Annotated in this window: 19 protein-coding genes and 1 riboswitch; of the genes, 8 read left to right on the forward strand and 11 right to left on the reverse strand. The window is 69.9% G+C overall.

All coding sequences use genetic code 11. The features are described 5' to 3' along the window. Nucleotides 1–18: 18 nt before the first annotated feature. The 4 genes from ACWDUM_RS06005 to ACWDUM_RS06020 all read left to right on the forward strand — a co-directional run bounded on the left by ACWDUM_RS06005 (nt 19) and on the right by ACWDUM_RS06020 (nt 2942). Nucleotides 19–1077, forward strand: a complete 1059-nt coding sequence (locus ACWDUM_RS06005; protein ID WP_450133228.1) for a hypothetical protein — start codon at nt 19–21, stop codon at nt 1075–1077. Nucleotides 1078–1125: 48 nt separating this feature from the next. Continuing rightward, on the forward strand, nt 1126–1599 hold the full coding sequence (locus tag ACWDUM_RS06010) for a YbaK/EbsC family protein (RefSeq protein WP_450133229.1): 474 nt from the start codon (nt 1126–1128) through the stop codon (nt 1597–1599). Nucleotides 1600–1816: 217 nt separating this feature from the next. Continuing rightward, nucleotides 1817–2377 (forward strand): flavin reductase family protein, encoded by a 561-nt coding sequence (locus ACWDUM_RS06015; protein WP_450112376.1) that lies wholly within the window; start codon nt 1817–1819, stop codon nt 2375–2377. Between the two features lie 94 nt (nt 2378–2471). Further along, the gene (locus tag ACWDUM_RS06020) at nt 2472–2942 is read left to right on the forward strand and encodes a winged helix-turn-helix domain-containing protein (protein WP_450133230.1); all 471 of its coding nucleotides are present in this window, start codon (nt 2472–2474) and stop codon (nt 2940–2942) included. 104 nt (nt 2943–3046) lie between these two features. Here the strand turns inward: ACWDUM_RS06020 and ACWDUM_RS06025 are convergent, their stop codons facing one another. From ACWDUM_RS06025 to ACWDUM_RS06035, 3 genes are read right to left on the reverse strand one after another with little or no spacing between them, the layout of a single operon-like run. Beyond that, nucleotides 3047–3703, reverse strand: coding sequence for a hypothetical protein (locus tag ACWDUM_RS06025; RefSeq protein ID WP_450133231.1), 657 nt, complete (start codon nt 3701–3703; stop codon nt 3047–3049). 48 nt (nt 3704–3751) lie between these two features. Continuing rightward, nucleotides 3752–3844, reverse strand: a complete 93-nt coding sequence (locus tag ACWDUM_RS06030) for a putative leader peptide (RefSeq protein WP_450112379.1) — start codon at nt 3842–3844, stop codon at nt 3752–3754. Nucleotides 3845–3854: 10 nt separating this feature from the next. Next, nucleotides 3855–5135: an aminotransferase class V-fold PLP-dependent enzyme gene (locus ACWDUM_RS06035; RefSeq protein WP_450133232.1), complete on the reverse strand. Its 1281-nt coding sequence runs from the start codon at nt 5133–5135 to the stop codon at nt 3855–3857. Nucleotides 5136–5185: 50 nt separating this feature from the next. Further along, nucleotides 5186–5302, reverse strand: a riboswitch (SAM riboswitch). Between the two features lie 188 nt (nt 5303–5490). Here ACWDUM_RS06035 and ACWDUM_RS06040 point away from each other — a divergent pair. Beyond that, nucleotides 5491–6120 carry a LysE family translocator gene (locus tag ACWDUM_RS06040; protein ID WP_450133233.1) on the forward strand — a complete coding sequence of 210 codons (630 nt, stop codon included), beginning with the start codon at nt 5491–5493 and terminating at the stop codon, nt 6118–6120. Nucleotides 6121–6198: 78 nt separating this feature from the next. After that, nucleotides 6199–7431, forward strand: coding sequence for a L,D-transpeptidase (locus ACWDUM_RS06045; protein ID WP_450133234.1), 1233 nt, complete (start codon nt 6199–6201; stop codon nt 7429–7431). A gap of 51 nt (nt 7432–7482) precedes the next feature. Here the strand turns inward: ACWDUM_RS06045 and ACWDUM_RS06050 are convergent, their stop codons facing one another. Next, entirely contained in the window at nt 7483–8658 is a 1176-nt protein-coding gene (locus ACWDUM_RS06050; RefSeq protein ID WP_450133235.1) for a 4-hydroxybenzoate 3-monooxygenase, read from the reverse strand. Between the two features lie 46 nt (nt 8659–8704). Beyond that, nucleotides 8705–9472, reverse strand: a complete 768-nt coding sequence (locus ACWDUM_RS06055) for an IclR family transcriptional regulator (RefSeq protein WP_450133236.1) — start codon at nt 9470–9472, stop codon at nt 8705–8707. A 70-nt stretch (nt 9473–9542) separates the two neighbouring features. Between ACWDUM_RS06055 and pcaH the strand changes: the two genes are divergently transcribed. After that, a complete protein-coding gene (gene pcaH / locus ACWDUM_RS06060; protein WP_450133237.1) occupies nt 9543–10343 on the forward strand; it encodes a protocatechuate 3,4-dioxygenase subunit beta in 801 nt (266 codons plus the stop codon). After that, nucleotides 10340–10933 (forward strand): protocatechuate 3,4-dioxygenase subunit alpha, encoded by a 594-nt coding sequence (pcaG, locus tag ACWDUM_RS06065; RefSeq protein ID WP_450133238.1) that lies wholly within the window; start codon nt 10340–10342, stop codon nt 10931–10933. Before pcaH ends, pcaG begins: the two co-directional genes overlap by 4 nt. Here the strand turns inward: pcaG and ACWDUM_RS06070 are convergent. Genes ACWDUM_RS06070 through ACWDUM_RS06095 form a run of 6 tightly spaced genes read right to left on the reverse strand, consistent with a single transcriptional unit; the run spans nt 10930 to nt 15398 of the window. Then, entirely contained in the window at nt 10930–11928 is a 999-nt protein-coding gene (locus tag ACWDUM_RS06070) for a heme-dependent oxidative N-demethylase family protein (protein WP_450133239.1), read from the reverse strand. The two genes, pcaG and ACWDUM_RS06070, sit on opposite strands and share 4 nt — an antisense overlap. 26 nt (nt 11929–11954) lie before the next feature. Beyond that, a complete protein-coding gene (locus tag ACWDUM_RS06075) occupies nt 11955–12449 on the reverse strand; it encodes a dimethylamine monooxygenase subunit DmmA family protein (protein ID WP_450133240.1) in 495 nt (164 codons plus the stop codon). Continuing rightward, the gene (locus ACWDUM_RS06080) at nt 12446–13441 is read right to left on the reverse strand and encodes a heme-dependent oxidative N-demethylase family protein (RefSeq protein ID WP_450133241.1); all 996 of its coding nucleotides are present in this window, start codon (nt 13439–13441) and stop codon (nt 12446–12448) included. The genes ACWDUM_RS06075 and ACWDUM_RS06080 overlap by 4 nt, the downstream gene beginning before the upstream one ends. Next, the gene (locus ACWDUM_RS06085) at nt 13438–14427 is read right to left on the reverse strand and encodes a PDR/VanB family oxidoreductase (protein WP_450133242.1); all 990 of its coding nucleotides are present in this window, start codon (nt 14425–14427) and stop codon (nt 13438–13440) included. Before ACWDUM_RS06085 ends, ACWDUM_RS06080 begins: the two co-directional genes overlap by 4 nt. Before the next feature lie 51 nt (nt 14428–14478). Then, on the reverse strand, nt 14479–14997 hold the full coding sequence (locus ACWDUM_RS06090; protein ID WP_450133243.1) for a dimethylamine monooxygenase subunit DmmA family protein: 519 nt from the start codon (nt 14995–14997) through the stop codon (nt 14479–14481). Nucleotides 14998–15017: 20 nt separating this feature from the next. Then, the gene (locus ACWDUM_RS06095) at nt 15018–15398 is read right to left on the reverse strand and encodes an ethanolamine utilization protein (RefSeq protein WP_450133244.1); all 381 of its coding nucleotides are present in this window, start codon (nt 15396–15398) and stop codon (nt 15018–15020) included. Nucleotides 15399–15442 lie beyond the last annotated feature (44 nt).

Here is a 15442-nt window from a genome sequence, read left to right on the forward strand (position 1 = left end):
GGGAGCACCGAAAAACACATGAGCATCACAGACGTCGACGCGGCGACCGAAACCGCACCGCACCGGTCCACCAGTCCGACCGACCGCTACAGCCCGCGTCAGATCCTGATCGCGGTGACGATCGGCGTACTGCTCCTCCAGCTCGGGTTCATCACGAGCTACGTCGCGGCGTTCCATCAGCCGACCCCGCGCGACATCCCGATCGCCGTGGTCGCCGAGGCGGGTCTGCCTGCAGGGATCGACCAGCAGGTGGCCGACCGGCTGAACGACATCGACGGTCACCCGGTACAGGCACGGGTCGCCGCCAGCACCTACGAGCTGCGCACGCTGATCGCCCAGCGCGAGGTGATGGGCGGGTACGCACTCGCCGCAACCGGTCCCGACACCCTGATCACCGCGAGCGGCGCGGGCACGTCCGCCGCATCGGCCCTGGAGGGCATCTTCACGAAGGTCACCGCCGAGCAGGGCCGCACCTTCGTGGTCCGCGACGAGGTCCCGGTGGGCGCGCACGACAACCGCGGACTGTCCGGGTTCTACCTGTCGATCGGCTGGGTGGTCGGCGGATACCTGCTGGCCGCGGCGATCGGCCTGCTGATCGGGGCGCCGCGGACGCTGCGCGAGGCCGGCCTGCACACCGCGCTCATGGCCGCGTACTCGCTGGCCTCCGGATTCCTCGGCGCACTGGTGACCACGAACCTGCTCGGCACCTTCACCGGGCACCTGCTGCCGCTGTCGCTGCTCGGCGCCGGGGTGGTGTTCGCGACCGGCATGTTCACGATGGGCATGCGCGCGGCTCTCGGCATCCTGGCCGTGCCCCTGGCGATCCTGATCTTCGTGGTGCTCGGAAACCCCAGCGCGGGTGGAGCATTCGGATCGAACGTGCTGCCCACCTTCTACGCGGCGATCGGCCGCTGGATCACCCCGGGCGCGGGCACGGAGGGGGTGCGCAGCATCGTCTATTTCCACGGCACCGGCGTCGGAACCCCGATCGTGACGCTCGTGGTCTACACCCTCGTCGGACTCTCGGCGGTGTTCGCCTGCACCGCCCGCGCCGCCCGCCGCCCGCATTCGGACTGAACCGGCGCTTCGGCGCGCACGAGATGCCCGGCGGTCATATGGTGGGGCATGGCGAGGACACTGCATCCGGACGCGGCGAACGTCGCGAGGACGCTGATCGCGCGGGGCCACCACGGGGTGGTGGTCACGCAGGACCAGCCCACCCACACCGCTGCCGAGGCGGCCGCGACCCTCGGCGTCGACATCGGGGCGATCACCAAGTCCCTGGTCTTCCTCCTCGACGACGAGCCGATCCTGTTGCTGGTCTCGGGCGCGCACCAGGTGGACATCGAACGCACCGGCAAACGCCTCGAGGGCTCGTTGGCCCAGGCCCCCGCATCACTCGTGCGGGAGGTGACCGGTCAGCCGCTCGGCGGTGTCGCCCCGGTCGGGCATCCGACCAACCTGTCCACCTACGTCGACTCCGCCCTCGAGGGGTATCCGGAACTGTGGGCGGCTGCGGGGCGTCCCGACAGCGTGTTCCGAACCACCTTCCGCGAACTGATTCGAATCACCGCGGGTCTGGCCGTCGACGTCGACTGAGGACCGGCTTATAGTGGGGCAAACCGATTCTGGAGGCACCCGTGACCGAGCAGTGCTGGCGGCGTAGACACGTCGACCTGTGCCGCGTCACGTCGTGGCGCTGTCCGCGCTGATTCGACCCGGCGGCGCCCACCCCTGTGTGCGGCTTTCCGGTGCCCCCTGAATCCGCACGCCACGTGCATCCCGAAGTCACGTGCATCCCGAATCGGAGTACCTCATGCCCCAGCCCCTGGAACCGCAGCACCACGACCGCGCCGCCGATCTGCCCGCGGACCCGCACACGGTCACGGCCGACCAGTACCGCACCGCGATGCGCAGCTATCCGGCGGGCGTCACGATCGTCACCCTCGACTCCGATTCGGGGCCGGTGGGTTTCACCGCGACCTCGTTCGCCTCGCTGTCGCTGGACCCACCGCTGGTGTCGTTCAACATCGCGCACACCTCGTCGTCGATCCGTGCGCTGCACGCGGCGGACTCACTGGTCATCCACCTGCTCGGCGAGCACCAGCGGCACCTGGCGCAGCGGTTCTCTCGCAGCGCCGACGAGCGCTTCTCGGACACCTCGCTGTGGAAGCGACTCGAGACCGGGGAACCGGTGCTGCACGGCACCCCGATCTGGCTCCGCACCACCGTGCATCAGTTGATCCCGGCGGGCGATCACACGCTGGTGATCGGGCTGGTGACCCGGATCCACGACGAGAACGACGCGGAGGCCGCGGCCGCTCCGCTCCTCTACCACGGCGGCCGCTACCATCGGTCCAGCCCACTCGACGAATGACCTTCGCCTCCAACGGCATCCACGTCGAACGGGAATGTCACGGCCCGCACTGACCCGGCCGTCACACCCGATCCATCCGACATCGGAGCCCCCCATGACCGATTCGTCAGTTCCGAGGTCGAGCACCGACCTCGTGCTCACCATGCAGTTCTCCGGATCCGCCGACCGCGGTCAGTTGACAGCGCTCGCCGATGCACTGCGCGTCAGCGCGCGTGAACTGTTGCCGGGCGTCGCGGTGCGCGCCGGCGTCGACGCGACCGCCCCACTGCTGATCGATCTGCCCGCTCGGGAAGCGCGACTCGACGGGGCGCCGATCTCACTGAGCCACACCGAATTCGAGATACTCTCCCACCTGGCCAGTCGGCCGCGTGAGGTCGTCTCGCGTCGCCGGATGCTGCAACTGAGCGGCACCCTCGGCGAGCGGGACCGCGCCGGGCGCAGCGTCGACGTGCACGTCTCGCGGGTCCGAACCAAGCTGGGCCGTTTCGGCGGACAGGTGTCGACGGTGCGCGGGTCCGGCTACCGCTTCGATCCGGACCCGCGTATCCATGTCGTCCTGGGGTGACGTGGTCACGCGTCGCCGACCACAGGCAAACCCCGTTTCGTTCTCCACCGGCTGAAGGCCACATTCAGCCGTGAGGGGTCACGCCCGGAGCGGCGCGCGGCGGGTCAGGACGCGAGCGCGCGCCGGTCGGGTGACAACCCGAACTGCCCGAGAACCTCGCCGAGGACCGCGGACGGCTCGGTCACGCCACCCTCGTGCAGCATGGGCAGCACGTCGTCGACGACGCGGTCGAGCACCCTGGGCAGGACCAGGGGCAGCAGGGTGACACCGTCCGCCACTCCGGCGGCGCGGATGTCGGCGATCAGACCGGCCAGGCCGGACGGGGTGCCGATGTACGAGATGGACTCCGGCACATGGGGTTCGATCCGTCCCCCAAGCACTTCGTGCAGGGAGGTGCCCCCACAGGCATCCAGGCGGGCCAGTTCGCGCCGGGCGGCACGGTGATCGTCGGCGAGGAGCACCTCGACGTCGAGCAGAACCGCGACCGTGTCGGGGTCGCGGCCGTCCGCCGCCGCGCGGATGCGGGCGGTCTCGCGGCGCCGCTGCGCCTCCCCGAGGTCGCGGGCTCGCACCCGGATCACGGAGCCTGGATCCCCGACGAGATCGAGGGTGGCGGAAGTGAGCTGAACCCAGTAGTCACTGAGCCCCAACGGGATTCGGAAATCGGTGTGGGCAGCCGACGCGGGGTGGTGGCCGGCGCCGGAGAGTTCGACGGCCACATGCAGCGGCCGGACAGGACGGGACGAAAACGATGCAGACATGACTGTCCTCGGGAAGGTGGTGGAGTGACGGGTCCGGCGAGGCCGAGCTCAGACCGGACACATACCCGAGGCGGTACGGCACAGGTCGACGTGCCGGCGGCACCACTGACCACCGATCAGGTCCACCGCGTCCGTAGTCATGGCACCGATGTTACCGTGCAGGAACACCGTTCGTCGCGCGCAGCGCGGCGAACTCGCCGACTGCGGCGATCAGGCGATCGACGTCCGCGCTGCTGCTGCCGAGCCCGAGGCTGGCCCGGACCGCACCCTCGGCGTACCCGAGGCGCGACAGCAACGGGTGGGCGCAGAACTTGCCGTCCCGCACTCCGATGCCGTGCAGGTCCGACAGGTGGGTCGCGACCGCGCGCGGCTCGGCGCCGGCGACGGTGAAGGTGACGATGCCGACGGCGTCCGGCGAGTCCGGCCAGATCCGCAGCACCCGGACGCCGTCGATCGCTTCGAGTCCGGCCGTGAGTCGGTCGCACAGCACGCGCTCGTGCAGCTCGACGGCGTCGGCGTCGAACCCGGCGACTGTCTCGCACGCCGCGGCGATCGCGACGGCGCCGAGCACGTTCGGGGTGCCCGCCTCGTGCCGCTGCGGAGCGGCGGCCCACTGCACGGCGTCGATCTCGACGTTCTTGGTGGCGCCGCCGCCGGCAAGGTAGGGCTCGGCGGCGTCCAGCCAGTCGGCGCGGCCGACGAGGGCGCCGGCGCCGAACGGCGCGTACAGCTTGTGCCCGGAGAAGGCCAGGTAGTCGACGCCGAGCTCGGCGATGTCGACGCGGCGGTGCGGCAGCAACTGGGCGGCGTCGACCAGGATCCGGGCGCCGCACTCGTGGGCGATCCGCGCGAGGCGGGCGATCGGCAGCACCTCGCCGGTCACGTTGGAGGCACCGGTGACGGCGAGCAGTGCCGCCGGGCGGGTGCACAGTTCGGCGACGATGCGCTGGACGGTTTCCTCGACGGTGTCCGCGGAGCGGACGACGCGGGCACCGTTCCGGTTCCAGGACAACAGGTTTGCATGGTGCTCGATGTCGAGGACAACGGTCTCGCCGGGCACGCAGGAGGCGAGCAGGTTCAGTGCGTCGGTGGTGTTGCGCGTGAACACCACGACGTCGTCGGTGCGGGCCCCGACGAAGTCGGCGACCACGTCGCGGGCGCCCTCGTACCGTTCGGTGCAGACCTGGGAGGCGTAGCCGGCCCCGCGGTGCACGCTGGCGTAGAACGGCAGCAGCGACTGCACGCGCTCGGCGACGGCGGACAGCGCGGGCGCACTGGCGGCGTAGTCGAAGTTGGCGTACGCGATCGAGGTCCCGTCGACGAGCGGCGCGATCAGGTCACTTCCGCAGACAGGAGCGAAAGACGCAGTGCCATCACAGTTTTCGTCGCGAACGGCGTCGGCACAGAGGGTGGTGTCGAGTACAGCAGTCATGGCGTCATCCCTTACGTCAAGGGACTCGTGCGGTGAGGGTTGATGCATCGAGTCCGCGCTTGCCGTGTCCGGTATTGGATTCACGGCCTGGTCGTCACCCGGGGCACCCCACCGCGGTGGAGGGTTGCCGGCCAGCAAGCCGGGGCTACGCGCTGGCACTCATGACCTGAGCCGAGAATGGCAGCCGTTCGGCCGCGCTGTCAACCCGGCCACACCGAGTTCGCTGTGACTTCCATCACTTCTCGCTGCGCTCGGATGCCGAATCCCGGTGCGCGGCGTGCACTCCCGACCGGCACCGGACCTGCACCCGGAAATTGGTTTGAAAACCACACCGGAACTGCGGTTTCCTGGTTCGGTGACCACCGCAACCCTGATCAGTTTCGCGGGTGTCTGCCTGCTGCTGGCGATCATGCCCGGACCCGACTCGTTCCTCGTGCTGCGCTACAGCATCGGGGGCACCCGTCCGGGTCTCGCCGCCGCGCTCGGCGTCAGCCTGGGCGGACTCCTGTGGGCCGCGGTCGTCGCGCTCGGGTTGGCGACGCTGCTCGAACAGTCGGCGAGCGCATACCGGGTCCTCAAGATCGCCGGCGGCCTGTATCTGCTCTACCTCGGACTGCGGGCGCTGCAGCGCCGTCGTGCGGCGACGGTCGCGGACACACCCGCCCCGGTCGCCGCGGCCACCCGCCCGGTTTCGGCGTTCGGTGCGGGGGTGCTCTCGTGCGCGCTGAACCCCAAGGTCGGCTTGTTCTACCTGGCCGTCGTGCCGCAGTTCCTCGGTCGGGTCACGCTCGGATCGGCGATGACGCTCGGTGCGGTGGAGGCCGCGGTCGCACTGGTCGTGATGAGCGGGTTCGCGGTCGCCGCGTCCCGACTGGTCGCTCTGCTGCGTAGCCCGCGGATCACAGCGCGGCTCGAGAGCGTGAGCGCAGGCATCCTCGCTGTGCTCGGCGTCGGCACCCTGGCATCGGCCGCCGGAAACGCCTGAGCCCCGTGCGCCGATATCCTGAACTGGCAAGTCGAACGTGCGGTGCATCGTGTCCGCTCGAATCCTGGAGGGCATGAAGTGTCGCGTTTTCGTCGCAAGTCCACCGCACTCGCGGCCGCGGTGGCCGCGGCGCTGTTGCTCGGCGGATGCTCGAACGGCGGCGACACCGGGTCCTCCGGCGCCGCGGCGTCCGCGACCCAGGAGTCGGAGGCGTCGATCACCTTCACCCCGGGCGACACCGACACTCCCGTGAACCCGCTGAGCCCGATCCGCGTCGACGTCACCCAGGGCACGCTGACGTCGGTGACGCTGACCAACCCGGACGGCAAGGTCATCGACGGCATCACCACACCGGACGAGACGTCCTGGAAGCCCGCCGAACCACTCGGATACGGGAAGACCTACGACCTGGCCGTGGCAGCGACCGACTCCCGCGGCGTCGCGACCACCAAGGACACGACCTTCACCACCGTCGCGCCGAACAACCAGACCCGGCTGTACCTGAACACCACCGGCGGACAGTCGATCACGGACGGCGGCACGTACGGCGTCGGCCTCGTTGTGGTGGCGCACTTCGACGAGGAGATCGGCGACCGGGCCGCCGCGGAGAAGGCGATGACGGTCACCACCACTCCCCCGGTGCAGGGATCCTGGTACTGGCTCGACGACCAGAACGCGCACTGGCGTCCGCAGGAGTACTACGCACCCGGCACCACCGTGTCGGTGGACGCGAAGATCTACGGCACCCAGCTCGGGAAGGGCCTCTACGGCGAGCAGGACGAGAAGCTCTCGTTCCGGATCGGCGACTCGCACGTCTCGATCGCCGATGACAACACCAAGATGGTGACCGTCTACGAGAACGGCCAGGTGGTCCGCGAGATGCCGACGTCGATGGGCATGGGCGGCACCGAGACGATCGGCAACACGACGCTCTCGTTCTGGACCCAGCCCGGCACCTACACGGTGATGGACAAGGCGAACCCGGTGATCATGGACTCGTCGACCTATGGGCTGCCGATCAACTCGCGCCTCGGCTACAAGGAGTCGATCAACTGGGCCACCCGGATCAGCACCGACGGCATCTACCTGCACGAGCTGGCGTCGAGCGTGTGGGCGCAGGGCAACACCAACACCTCGCACGGCTGCCTGAACCTGAACCCGACGAACGCCCAGTGGTTCTTCAACTTCTCGCAGCCCGGCGACGTCGTCGAGATCCGCAACACCGGCGGCGCCCCGCTCGAGGTGTGGCAGAACGGCGACTGGAGCGTGCCGTGGGGCCAGTGGCTGGCCGGAAGCGCGCTGCACCCGTGAGTCCTTCCGTCCCCTGACGGGCCGGACGGACTCACGGGCGACGGAGACTCCTCACATACCGATCGGGAGTCCGGCGTAGTTCTCGGCGAGTCCGGTGGAGCCGGCCGCGCTGCCGGCGATCCACTGCAGTTGCGAACGCTGCAACTGCGCGTCGAACGGGTCGCCGCTCTGATGCAGCATGGTCGTCATCCACCAGGAGAAGTGGGTGCAGCGCCAGACGCGACGCAGTGCGCTCTCGCTGTAGCCGTCGGCGAGGGTCTCGTCGTCCTTGCGCAGCAACGCAATCAGCGCGGGTGCCAGCAATGCCACGTCGGAGACTGCGAGATTCAGTCCCTTCGCCCCGGTGGGCGGGACGATGTGCGCGGCGTCGCCGGCCAGGAAGAGCCGCCCGTGCCGCATCGGGGTCTGCACATAGCTGCGCATCGGCAGCACGCTCTTCTCGGTGATCGGTCCGGATTTCAGTGTCCAGCCGTCGATTCCATCGCCGAGACGCCGGCTCAACGCCTCCCAGATCCGGTCGTCCGACCACTCGGCGAGATCGGTGCCGTTGGGAACCTGGAGGTAGAGGCGGCTGACGGTGTCCGAGCGCATCGAGTGCATCGCGAATCCGTCGGGGTGCCAGGCGTAGATCAGTTCGTCGGTGGACGGCGGCACGTCGGCGAGCACGCCGAGCCACGAGTACGGGTAGGTGCGTTCCCAGGTCCGGCGGACGCTGTCCGGAATTGCCGCCCGGCTCGGTCCGAACGAGCCGTCGCACCCGGCGATCACGGCCGCGTCGACACGGCGCTCCGCACCTTCCGCGTCCACGAACGTCACGTAGGGCGAGTCGCTTTCGATGTCGTGCAGTGCGGTGTCGGTGACCTCGTAGAAGAACGGCTGGCCGGCGCCCTCACGGGCCGCGACGAGGTCCTTGGTGACCTCGGTCTGCCCGTACACCCAGACACTGCGCCCACACAGTTCGACGAAGTCGACGTGGTGCCGTTCGCCGGGCGTCTGCAGATAGATGCCGCGATGCTCCTGGCCCTCGCGGCGCAGCCGCTCGCCGAGTCCGACGGAGTCGAGCAGTTCGACGGTCGAGTGCTCGAGGATGCCCGCGCGGATGCGGGAGAGCACGTAGTCCTGGGAGCGGGTCTCGATCACGACGGAATCGACACCCTGCTCGGCGAGCAGATGGGACAGGAGCAGGCCCGCGGGGCCGGCGCCGATGATGGCTACCTCGGTACGCATGACCGACAGTGAAGCGGCCACGCCGAGTGACGGCCAGCACATTATTTCACTGAGCGGAAGATCCCCCGCGGAGGCTGCGTTCGACGCCACGCGCGGCAACTTGGAGTGCGGCCACGAGCCGGGATCGATCCCGCGCGAGGGTCGGCACGACGAGCCCGAGGGCCGCGATCACCCTGTCGTCCGGCGCCCGGACCGGAACCGCCACCGAGCAGGCACCGAGGCTCATCTCCTCGCGGGTCTCCGCGAAACCGTCCCGGTGCACGCGACGCAACTGGTCCCGGAGCCGGCCCTGGTGGGTCACGGTGTACGGGGTGATCCGCGTCAGCGACGCCAGTACCGCCTCCTGGACGTCCGGCGGCGCGTATGCCAGCAGCACCTTCCCGACGGCGGTGGCGTGCAGCGGCAGGGTGGAGCCGATGGTGCTGACCACGGGCACCGACGCGTGACCTCGAAGCCGATCGAGGTAGAGCACCTGAGTGCCCTTGCGCACCGCGAGGTGCACGGTGGCGAGGGTGGCGCCGTAGACGTCGTGCAGGAACGGCGAGGCGATCTCGCGGATCCCGGTCTGGACCGGGGCGAGCAGGCCGAGTTCCCACAGCCGCGGGCCCACCACGTACTCGCCCGTGTCCCGTCTCGCCAGAGCCCCCCACGCCACGAGCTCGCCGACCAGCCGGTGCGCCGTGGGGACCGCGAGACCGGCACGTCCCGCGAGCGCCGTGAGCGTCTGCGCCCGATGCCCGTCGTCGAAGGCGCCCAGGATCGCGAGGACCCGGGAGACCACGGTCGTGCCCGGGGCGGCGGTGTTTCCGGCCATGCTCGACGTCCTTCCACTCAGTGAAAGACTACCCTCGCGGCGGCGCGCGGCGGCGCCCTAGCCTGCCGCTGTGACCACACCATCTGACCTCCGGGCGAGAGCATCCTCCGATGCCGCCGCATCGACCCAGTCGGAGATCCTCGCCGAGATCCGCGACATCGAGGCGGAATACACCGATGCCGGCGTGGAGGAGTTCCAGCCCCGCCTCGACTACCCGCCCTACCGGAGCAGCGTCCTGCGCCACCCGACGAAGGACCTGCACCACGCCGACCCCGAGGGCGTCGAGCTCTGGGCGCCGGTCTTCGGCAACCAGGACGTCGATCCCCTCGAAGCGGACCTGACGATCCAGCACCGCGGTGAGCCCGTCGGCGAGCGCACGGTCGTCACCGGCCGGATCGTCGACGGCGAGGGCAGGCCGATCGCCGGGCAACTCGTCGAGATCTGGCAGGCGAACGCGGGCGGCCGGTACATCCACAAGCGCGACCAGCACCACGCCGCGATCGACCCCAACTTCACCGGCGTCGGACGCTGCCTCACCGCCGCCGACGGTTCGTACCGCTTCACCACGATCAAGCCCGGACCGTACCCGTGGCGGAACCACCACAACGCCTGGCGGCCCGCGCACATCCACTTCTCGCTGTTCGGAACCGATTTCACGCAGCGGATCATCACCCAGATGTACTTCCCGGGCGACCCGCTGTTCGAGCTGGATCCCATCTTCCAGTCGATCACGGACCGGAAGGCGCGCGAACGCCTCGTCGCGCAGTACGACCACGACGTCACCTCGCACGAGTGGAGCACGGGCTACCGGTGGGACATCGTCCTGTCCGGCAGCGCCAAGACCTGGACGGAACCGGAGGATCACGCGTGAGCACCCACCTCGCCCCCACTGCCCTGCCCCCGACCCCGGGCCAGACGGTCGGACCGTTCTTCGGCTACGCGCTGCCGTTCGACGGTGACAGCGAGCTCGTCCCGCCCGCCCACCGCGAGGGCGTCCGCCTGCACGGCCGGGTGCTCGACGGCAACGGCGACCCGGTGCCGGACGCGCTGCTCGAGATCTGGCAGGCCGGCCCGGACGGGCGGGTCGTGCAGCGTGCCGGCTCCCTGCACCGCGACGGCTGGACGTTCACCGGCTGGGGCCGCGCCTCGACCGACAACCAGGGCGCCTACTCGTTCTCGACGCTCGCTCCCGGGGTCGGCGAGGACGGCCGGCCGCCCTTCTTCGCGGTGACCGTGTTCGCACGAGGGCTGCTCAACCGGCTGTTCACCCGCGCCTACCTGCCCGCCGACGAGGGCGTGCTCGCCACCGATCCCCTGCTCGCGTCGCTCGAACCGCCGCGTCGCAGCACACTCGTGACGACCCGGGACGCCGACGGCTACGTTTTCGACATCCGGCTCCAGGGCGAGAAAGAAACGGTCTTCCTGACCTACCGTGACCGTTCGCCCGGCGCGACCTCCTAGCGAGCGCCGCCGATTCGCGACCGTAGCCACGCCATCGCCGGCATCCGGTAGCCGTCGATCCCCTTGTAGGCGGCGATGTCCGCGGGCAGTTCCTCGACGATGTCGGCGAGCTGGCCGGCCCACTCGGGGACGGTCGCGATCTCGGCGAGCGGCGCCATGTAGGTGCGGATGTTGAACACCAGCGCGCCGGTCATCGGCAGCCGGATCAGGTGCTCGAGTTCGATGCGCAACTGGATGCGGCCCCAGTCCTCGTCGGCGATCAGGCGCGGCATGTCGTGCATCCACCGCGGCATCGTCTCGAGGCTGGTGTCTCGCAGCCGGGAGCCGACCGCCGAGAACGTCCAGTTGACCCGCCGGTACACCTGGTCAGTGGTGAGCCTGCGCATGAACTGCTCGGCTCGGCCGGTCACCCCGCCGGGTGTCAGTCCCGGTACCGGCCGGTGGATCTCGTCGAAGCTCATGCCGATGTCGAACTTGACCGACCAGTCCGCGGACGAGGTGACGAGCGCGGCGTCGAACCACAACCGGCCGTCGCGTTCGGTGAGCAGCAGGATGTCGTCGGGCACCTGCCGTCCGATGAACGCCAGGGGGTGCTCGGGCAGGGTCCCGGCATTACCGAGCAGGAAGTCCTGGTCGATCCCGAGAAGCCGATTCACCCAACGGTATTCGGTGCCGTCACGGTGCAGCTCCATCGTGTCCGGATACGACGACGCCAACTGCCCCATCAGGTAGAGCATCACGTCCCAGCAGGCGGGTGTCATGTGCGCAAGCACCTGTACCCGTTCCGGATCCGCGGCCAGCACCGCCGCGCGGAGCGTCATCATCTCGACGTAGTCCGGGCCGAGGTCCACGACGTGCTCGCCCCAGCCGCCGGTCGCGGTGGCGGTGAAACGCGGGGCGGGCTCGACGTTGACGGCGTAGCGGAAGGTGTTCTCGTTCTCGGGGAACGGCCAGGGCAGCCGCTCGAGGTCACTGGCATGCACACTCGTGGTCAAACGTCACTCCTTCGATCGATCGAGGGTCAGGCGACCTCGGCCACCGCGCCGAGATAACTGCCGTGGTGCGACGAGCGGTGGGAACGCACCTCCAGCACGGTGCCGCACGACCGGCACGGGACACGGTCACCGGGCGCGGCGGCCGTGTCCGCCGCGGTGGCGCAGTGTGGGCAGAACACCGCGACGGCACCCGGCGCGGTGAGGTGGGTGGTCACCTCGCAGGGCAGCGCCCCCGCGGCCCGGACGCCGGCCACCGCGGCCATCACGTCCCGTTCCGGCCCCGCCAGCATCACGCGGGTGCCCGCGCTGGCGCCGAGCACCGCGGTCCGGACACGCTCGGCGTCGGCGTCGATCATCACGGTCGCGGTGCGGCCCAACGCGATCGCCTGCGCGACCCATTCGGCGGCCACCCGGCGTCCGTCCGGACACCGACCGAGGGCGGCGACCAGGAACACCCGCCCGGCGCTGTCGATGGCGTCCGGTTCCCCGCCGACACCGCCGCGGTCGAATCCGGCGCTCACGCCGACACTCCCGCGTACTCGCGGAGCCAGGCGATGCCGGGACCCCGGGTCCGGGTGATGCCCTTGTAGTCGGCGATGTCGTCGGGCAGCTCGACGAGGACATCGTGCAGGCGCTGCGCCCATCCGGGCACGAGCGCGACCTCCTCGAACGGCAGCAGGTGGGTGCGGATCAGGAACATGATCGAACCGGAGGCCCCCAACCGGACCAGGTGCTGCACCTCCACCCTCAGGTGCAGGCGGGCGCCCACGTCGACGCCCGGGCCCTCCGCGACGAGCCGGCGGTCCCGGCCCCAGTCCGGATAGGTCTCGGTGGCGGTGTCCAGTCGCCGGTCCACGGTCAGGGTCCAGTTGGTCCGCCGATAGCGTTGTCCCGGTTGTAATCCCATCAGGAACTGTTGCGCGCGGGGGATTACTCCTTCCTCGTGCACGCGCGGGACCGGCCCGTGGATCTGAAGGAAGCTCATACCGACGTCGAAGCGCAGCGACCAGTCCGCCGCGAAGGTCACCAATCCGGCGTCACCCCAGAGCGCTCCCTCGCGTTGGTCGAGCAGGACCACGTCCTCCTGGATCTGCCCGCCGATGTAGCGCAGCGGCGCTTCGGGCAGGGTGTCGACGTCGCCATGGGTGAACGACTGCCGACACCCGAGTTCAGCGTTGCTCCAGAGCCATCCGTCTCCCTCTCGTGTGAGCGAGAACCGGTCCGGGTAGGCGTCGGCGAGCATCCGCATCAGCGTCACCATCGCCTCCCACTGCGCGACGTCCATGTGCGACAAGGCCTGGAACCGGGACGGATCCGCCGACAGGATGCGCCGCCGCTCGGCGAGCTCCTCGTGGTACCACTCGTCGATGTCGACGGGATGCTCGCCCCAACTCCCCGCCGCCGTGACCGCGCGGGTGCCTGCGGGCTCGACATTGGTGCTGTAGCGGTAGGTTTCGTGTGGGAACGGAAACGGAAACCGCACCACGCGGGCGGGCAGGGGAACGGCGGTCACAGGTCCACCTCGATTCGGTCACCGGCGGCGCGGGAGACGCACGGCATGAAGTGCGTGCCCGCACTCTTCTCCGACTCGGTCAGGTACAGGTCGCGATGTTGTGCGGCGCCACCGACCGTCGCGGTGCGACATTCGCCGCACACACCCTGGCGGCACAGGTTGGGCACCGGCACCCCGTGCTGCTCGAGCGCCTCGAGGGCGCTCACCCCCGCGGGCACCGGCACGTCGATCCCGCTGCGCCGCAGGCCCAGCGTGAACGGCTGCCCGGCGTCGAGGGCGCCGACACCGAAGTGTTCGTGGTGAATTCGGGCGGGTGGCCATCCGGCGTCGGCGGCGCGGGCGGTGAGCTCGTCGATGAGTGGCGCAGGACCGCACGCGTACAGGTGGGTGCCCAGCGGGCGGTCGAGCAGGGCGGGTGCCAGTTCCGTCCAGAGCTCGGCGGGCGTGTGAAAGGTGCGCAGCCGGTCACCGCACAGCTCGCGCAGTTCGCGCAGGTGCGGGCCGTCCCCGGGGCGGAAGACGTAGTGCACCTCGAACGATCGCCCCCACGTGGACGCCGCCCGGACATGCGACAGGATCGGGGTGACCCCGATGCCGCCGGCGACGAGCAGGTGATGTCGTGCCGTCAGAACCGGAGCGAAAGCGCTACGCGGACGGCCGATCTCAACGGTGTCGCCGGGTTCCAGGTCGTGGATCCAGCGGGAGCCTCCCCGGCCGGCGGGGTCGAGCCGCACCGAGATCTCGTACGCGTCGGGTTCGAGTTCGGGCCCGGTCAGCGAGTACGAGTTGCGTCGGGGGCGCCCGTCGTCGTCGGCCCCGCAGGTCACCACGACGTGACTGCCCGGGGTGAAGGACGGCAAGGGCGCACCCTCCGGATCGACGAGGCGCAGATGACGCACACCGTCGGCGGGCGTGCCGACGGCAGCGACCACGAGTACCCGGGTCGGTGCGTCACCCCGCACACGGATGTCGGACGTCTGCGTCATGGAGATTCCTCCGTCATCGGCGTCATGGAGATTCCTCCGTCATCGGTGTCATCAGCGATCCTCCGCATCGATCATGTAGCCGAGGTACGCGCCGGTCCGGCGCGACAGATGGTGGTAGACAACGAGATCGGCCGCACATTCGGGGCATCGAGTCAGCCCGCCGACGGGCGCCGCCACCGAGTGGACGGTCGCGCAGTGCGCGCAGTGCACCCGGCGGACGTCGGCGTCCGCTCCCCGAGCCGGAACGACCTCGGCGAGGATCTCCTCGCTCAGCAGGCCCGCGGCGAGGGCGCGGGCCTGCGCCGCGAGCACCGGCTCCTCGGCGCCGACCAGGACCAGTCGCCAGCCGACCCGGGCGGCGACGAGCTGCCGGTCCAGGACGTCGCCGGCGAGTTGGGTCCACCCGGGCGGCAGGCGCAGCCAGTTCACCCGGGTGCCGGAGAAGCCCGCGACCAGCTCGTTCGCCCGGTGGCGGGCCTCGCCACCGAACGACAGAACGGTGACGACCCGGCCACCGTCGGCGACGTCCACCCGTTCCGAGTGCCAGCGCCCGACGCTGGTGGTGTCCATGCAGACGGTCACCACGCCCCCTAGGGCGCGAAGGTGCGCTGGCCGACGTAGAACGCCAGTGCACCGGATGGGGTGGTGAACCGGATATGCGAGCCCTTCGGGAAGAAGATCGCATCCCGGGGCCCGGCGACCTCGACCTGTCCGGTGTCGAGGTTCTCCAGCCGGAATTCGCCGTCGAGGACCACCTTCATCTCGTCGTACTCGTAGGTGTAGTCGAGTGGGGCGTCGGTCGGGTCGAGCTTGAAGTAGCCCGCGGCCATCTCCGAGCCCTGGGGATTCGGGTAGACGTCACCGATGTACCCCTCGGTGCCGGGAAACTCCTCGACCGGCATCTTGGGGAGGTCTTCCCAGAACCCCGTGGTGACGAGGAAAGCGGGAGCCGTTGTCGTGCCGTCTGCCATGAGAACTCCTGATCACGAGGCCGGCGGCGCCGGCCGAAGAGGTG

Source organism: Rhodococcus sp. NPDC003322 (genome assembly GCF_053589555.1).

What these genes read in the sequence shown, in the direction of transcription:
- ACWDUM_RS06005 (WP_450133228.1), top strand. Translation starts at nt 19, where the DNA reads ATGAGCATCACAGACGTCGACGCGGCGACCGAAACCGCACCGCACCGG.
- ACWDUM_RS06015 (WP_450112376.1), top strand. Translation starts at nt 1,817, where the DNA reads ATGCCCCAGCCCCTGGAACCGCAGCACCACGACCGCGCCGCCGATCTG.
- ACWDUM_RS06030 (WP_450112379.1), bottom strand. Translation starts at nt 3,844, where the DNA reads ATGACTACGGACGCGGTGGACCTGATCGGTGGTCAGTGGTGCCGCCGG.
- ACWDUM_RS06055 (WP_450133236.1), bottom strand. Translation starts at nt 9,472, where the DNA reads ATGGCCGGAAACACCGCCGCCCCGGGCACGACCGTGGTCTCCCGGGTC.
- ACWDUM_RS06090 (WP_450133243.1), bottom strand. Translation starts at nt 14,997, where the DNA reads ATGGACACCACCAGCGTCGGGCGCTGGCACTCGGAACGGGTGGACGTC.
- ACWDUM_RS06035 (WP_450133232.1), bottom strand. Translation starts at nt 5,135, where the DNA reads ATGACTGCTGTACTCGACACCACCCTCTGTGCCGACGCCGTTCGCGAC.
- ACWDUM_RS06025 (WP_450133231.1), bottom strand. Translation starts at nt 3,703, where the DNA reads ATGTCTGCATCGTTTTCGTCCCGTCCTGTCCGGCCGCTGCATGTGGCC.
- ACWDUM_RS06020 (WP_450133230.1), top strand. Translation starts at nt 2,472, where the DNA reads ATGACCGATTCGTCAGTTCCGAGGTCGAGCACCGACCTCGTGCTCACC.
- ACWDUM_RS06010 (WP_450133229.1), top strand. Translation starts at nt 1,126, where the DNA reads ATGGCGAGGACACTGCATCCGGACGCGGCGAACGTCGCGAGGACGCTG.
- ACWDUM_RS06085 (WP_450133242.1), bottom strand. Translation starts at nt 14,427, where the DNA reads ATGACGCAGACGTCCGACATCCGTGTGCGGGGTGACGCACCGACCCGG.
- ACWDUM_RS06050 (WP_450133235.1), bottom strand. Translation starts at nt 8,658, where the DNA reads ATGCGTACCGAGGTAGCCATCATCGGCGCCGGCCCCGCGGGCCTGCTC.
- ACWDUM_RS06095 (WP_450133244.1), bottom strand. Translation starts at nt 15,398, where the DNA reads ATGGCAGACGGCACGACAACGGCTCCCGCTTTCCTCGTCACCACGGGG.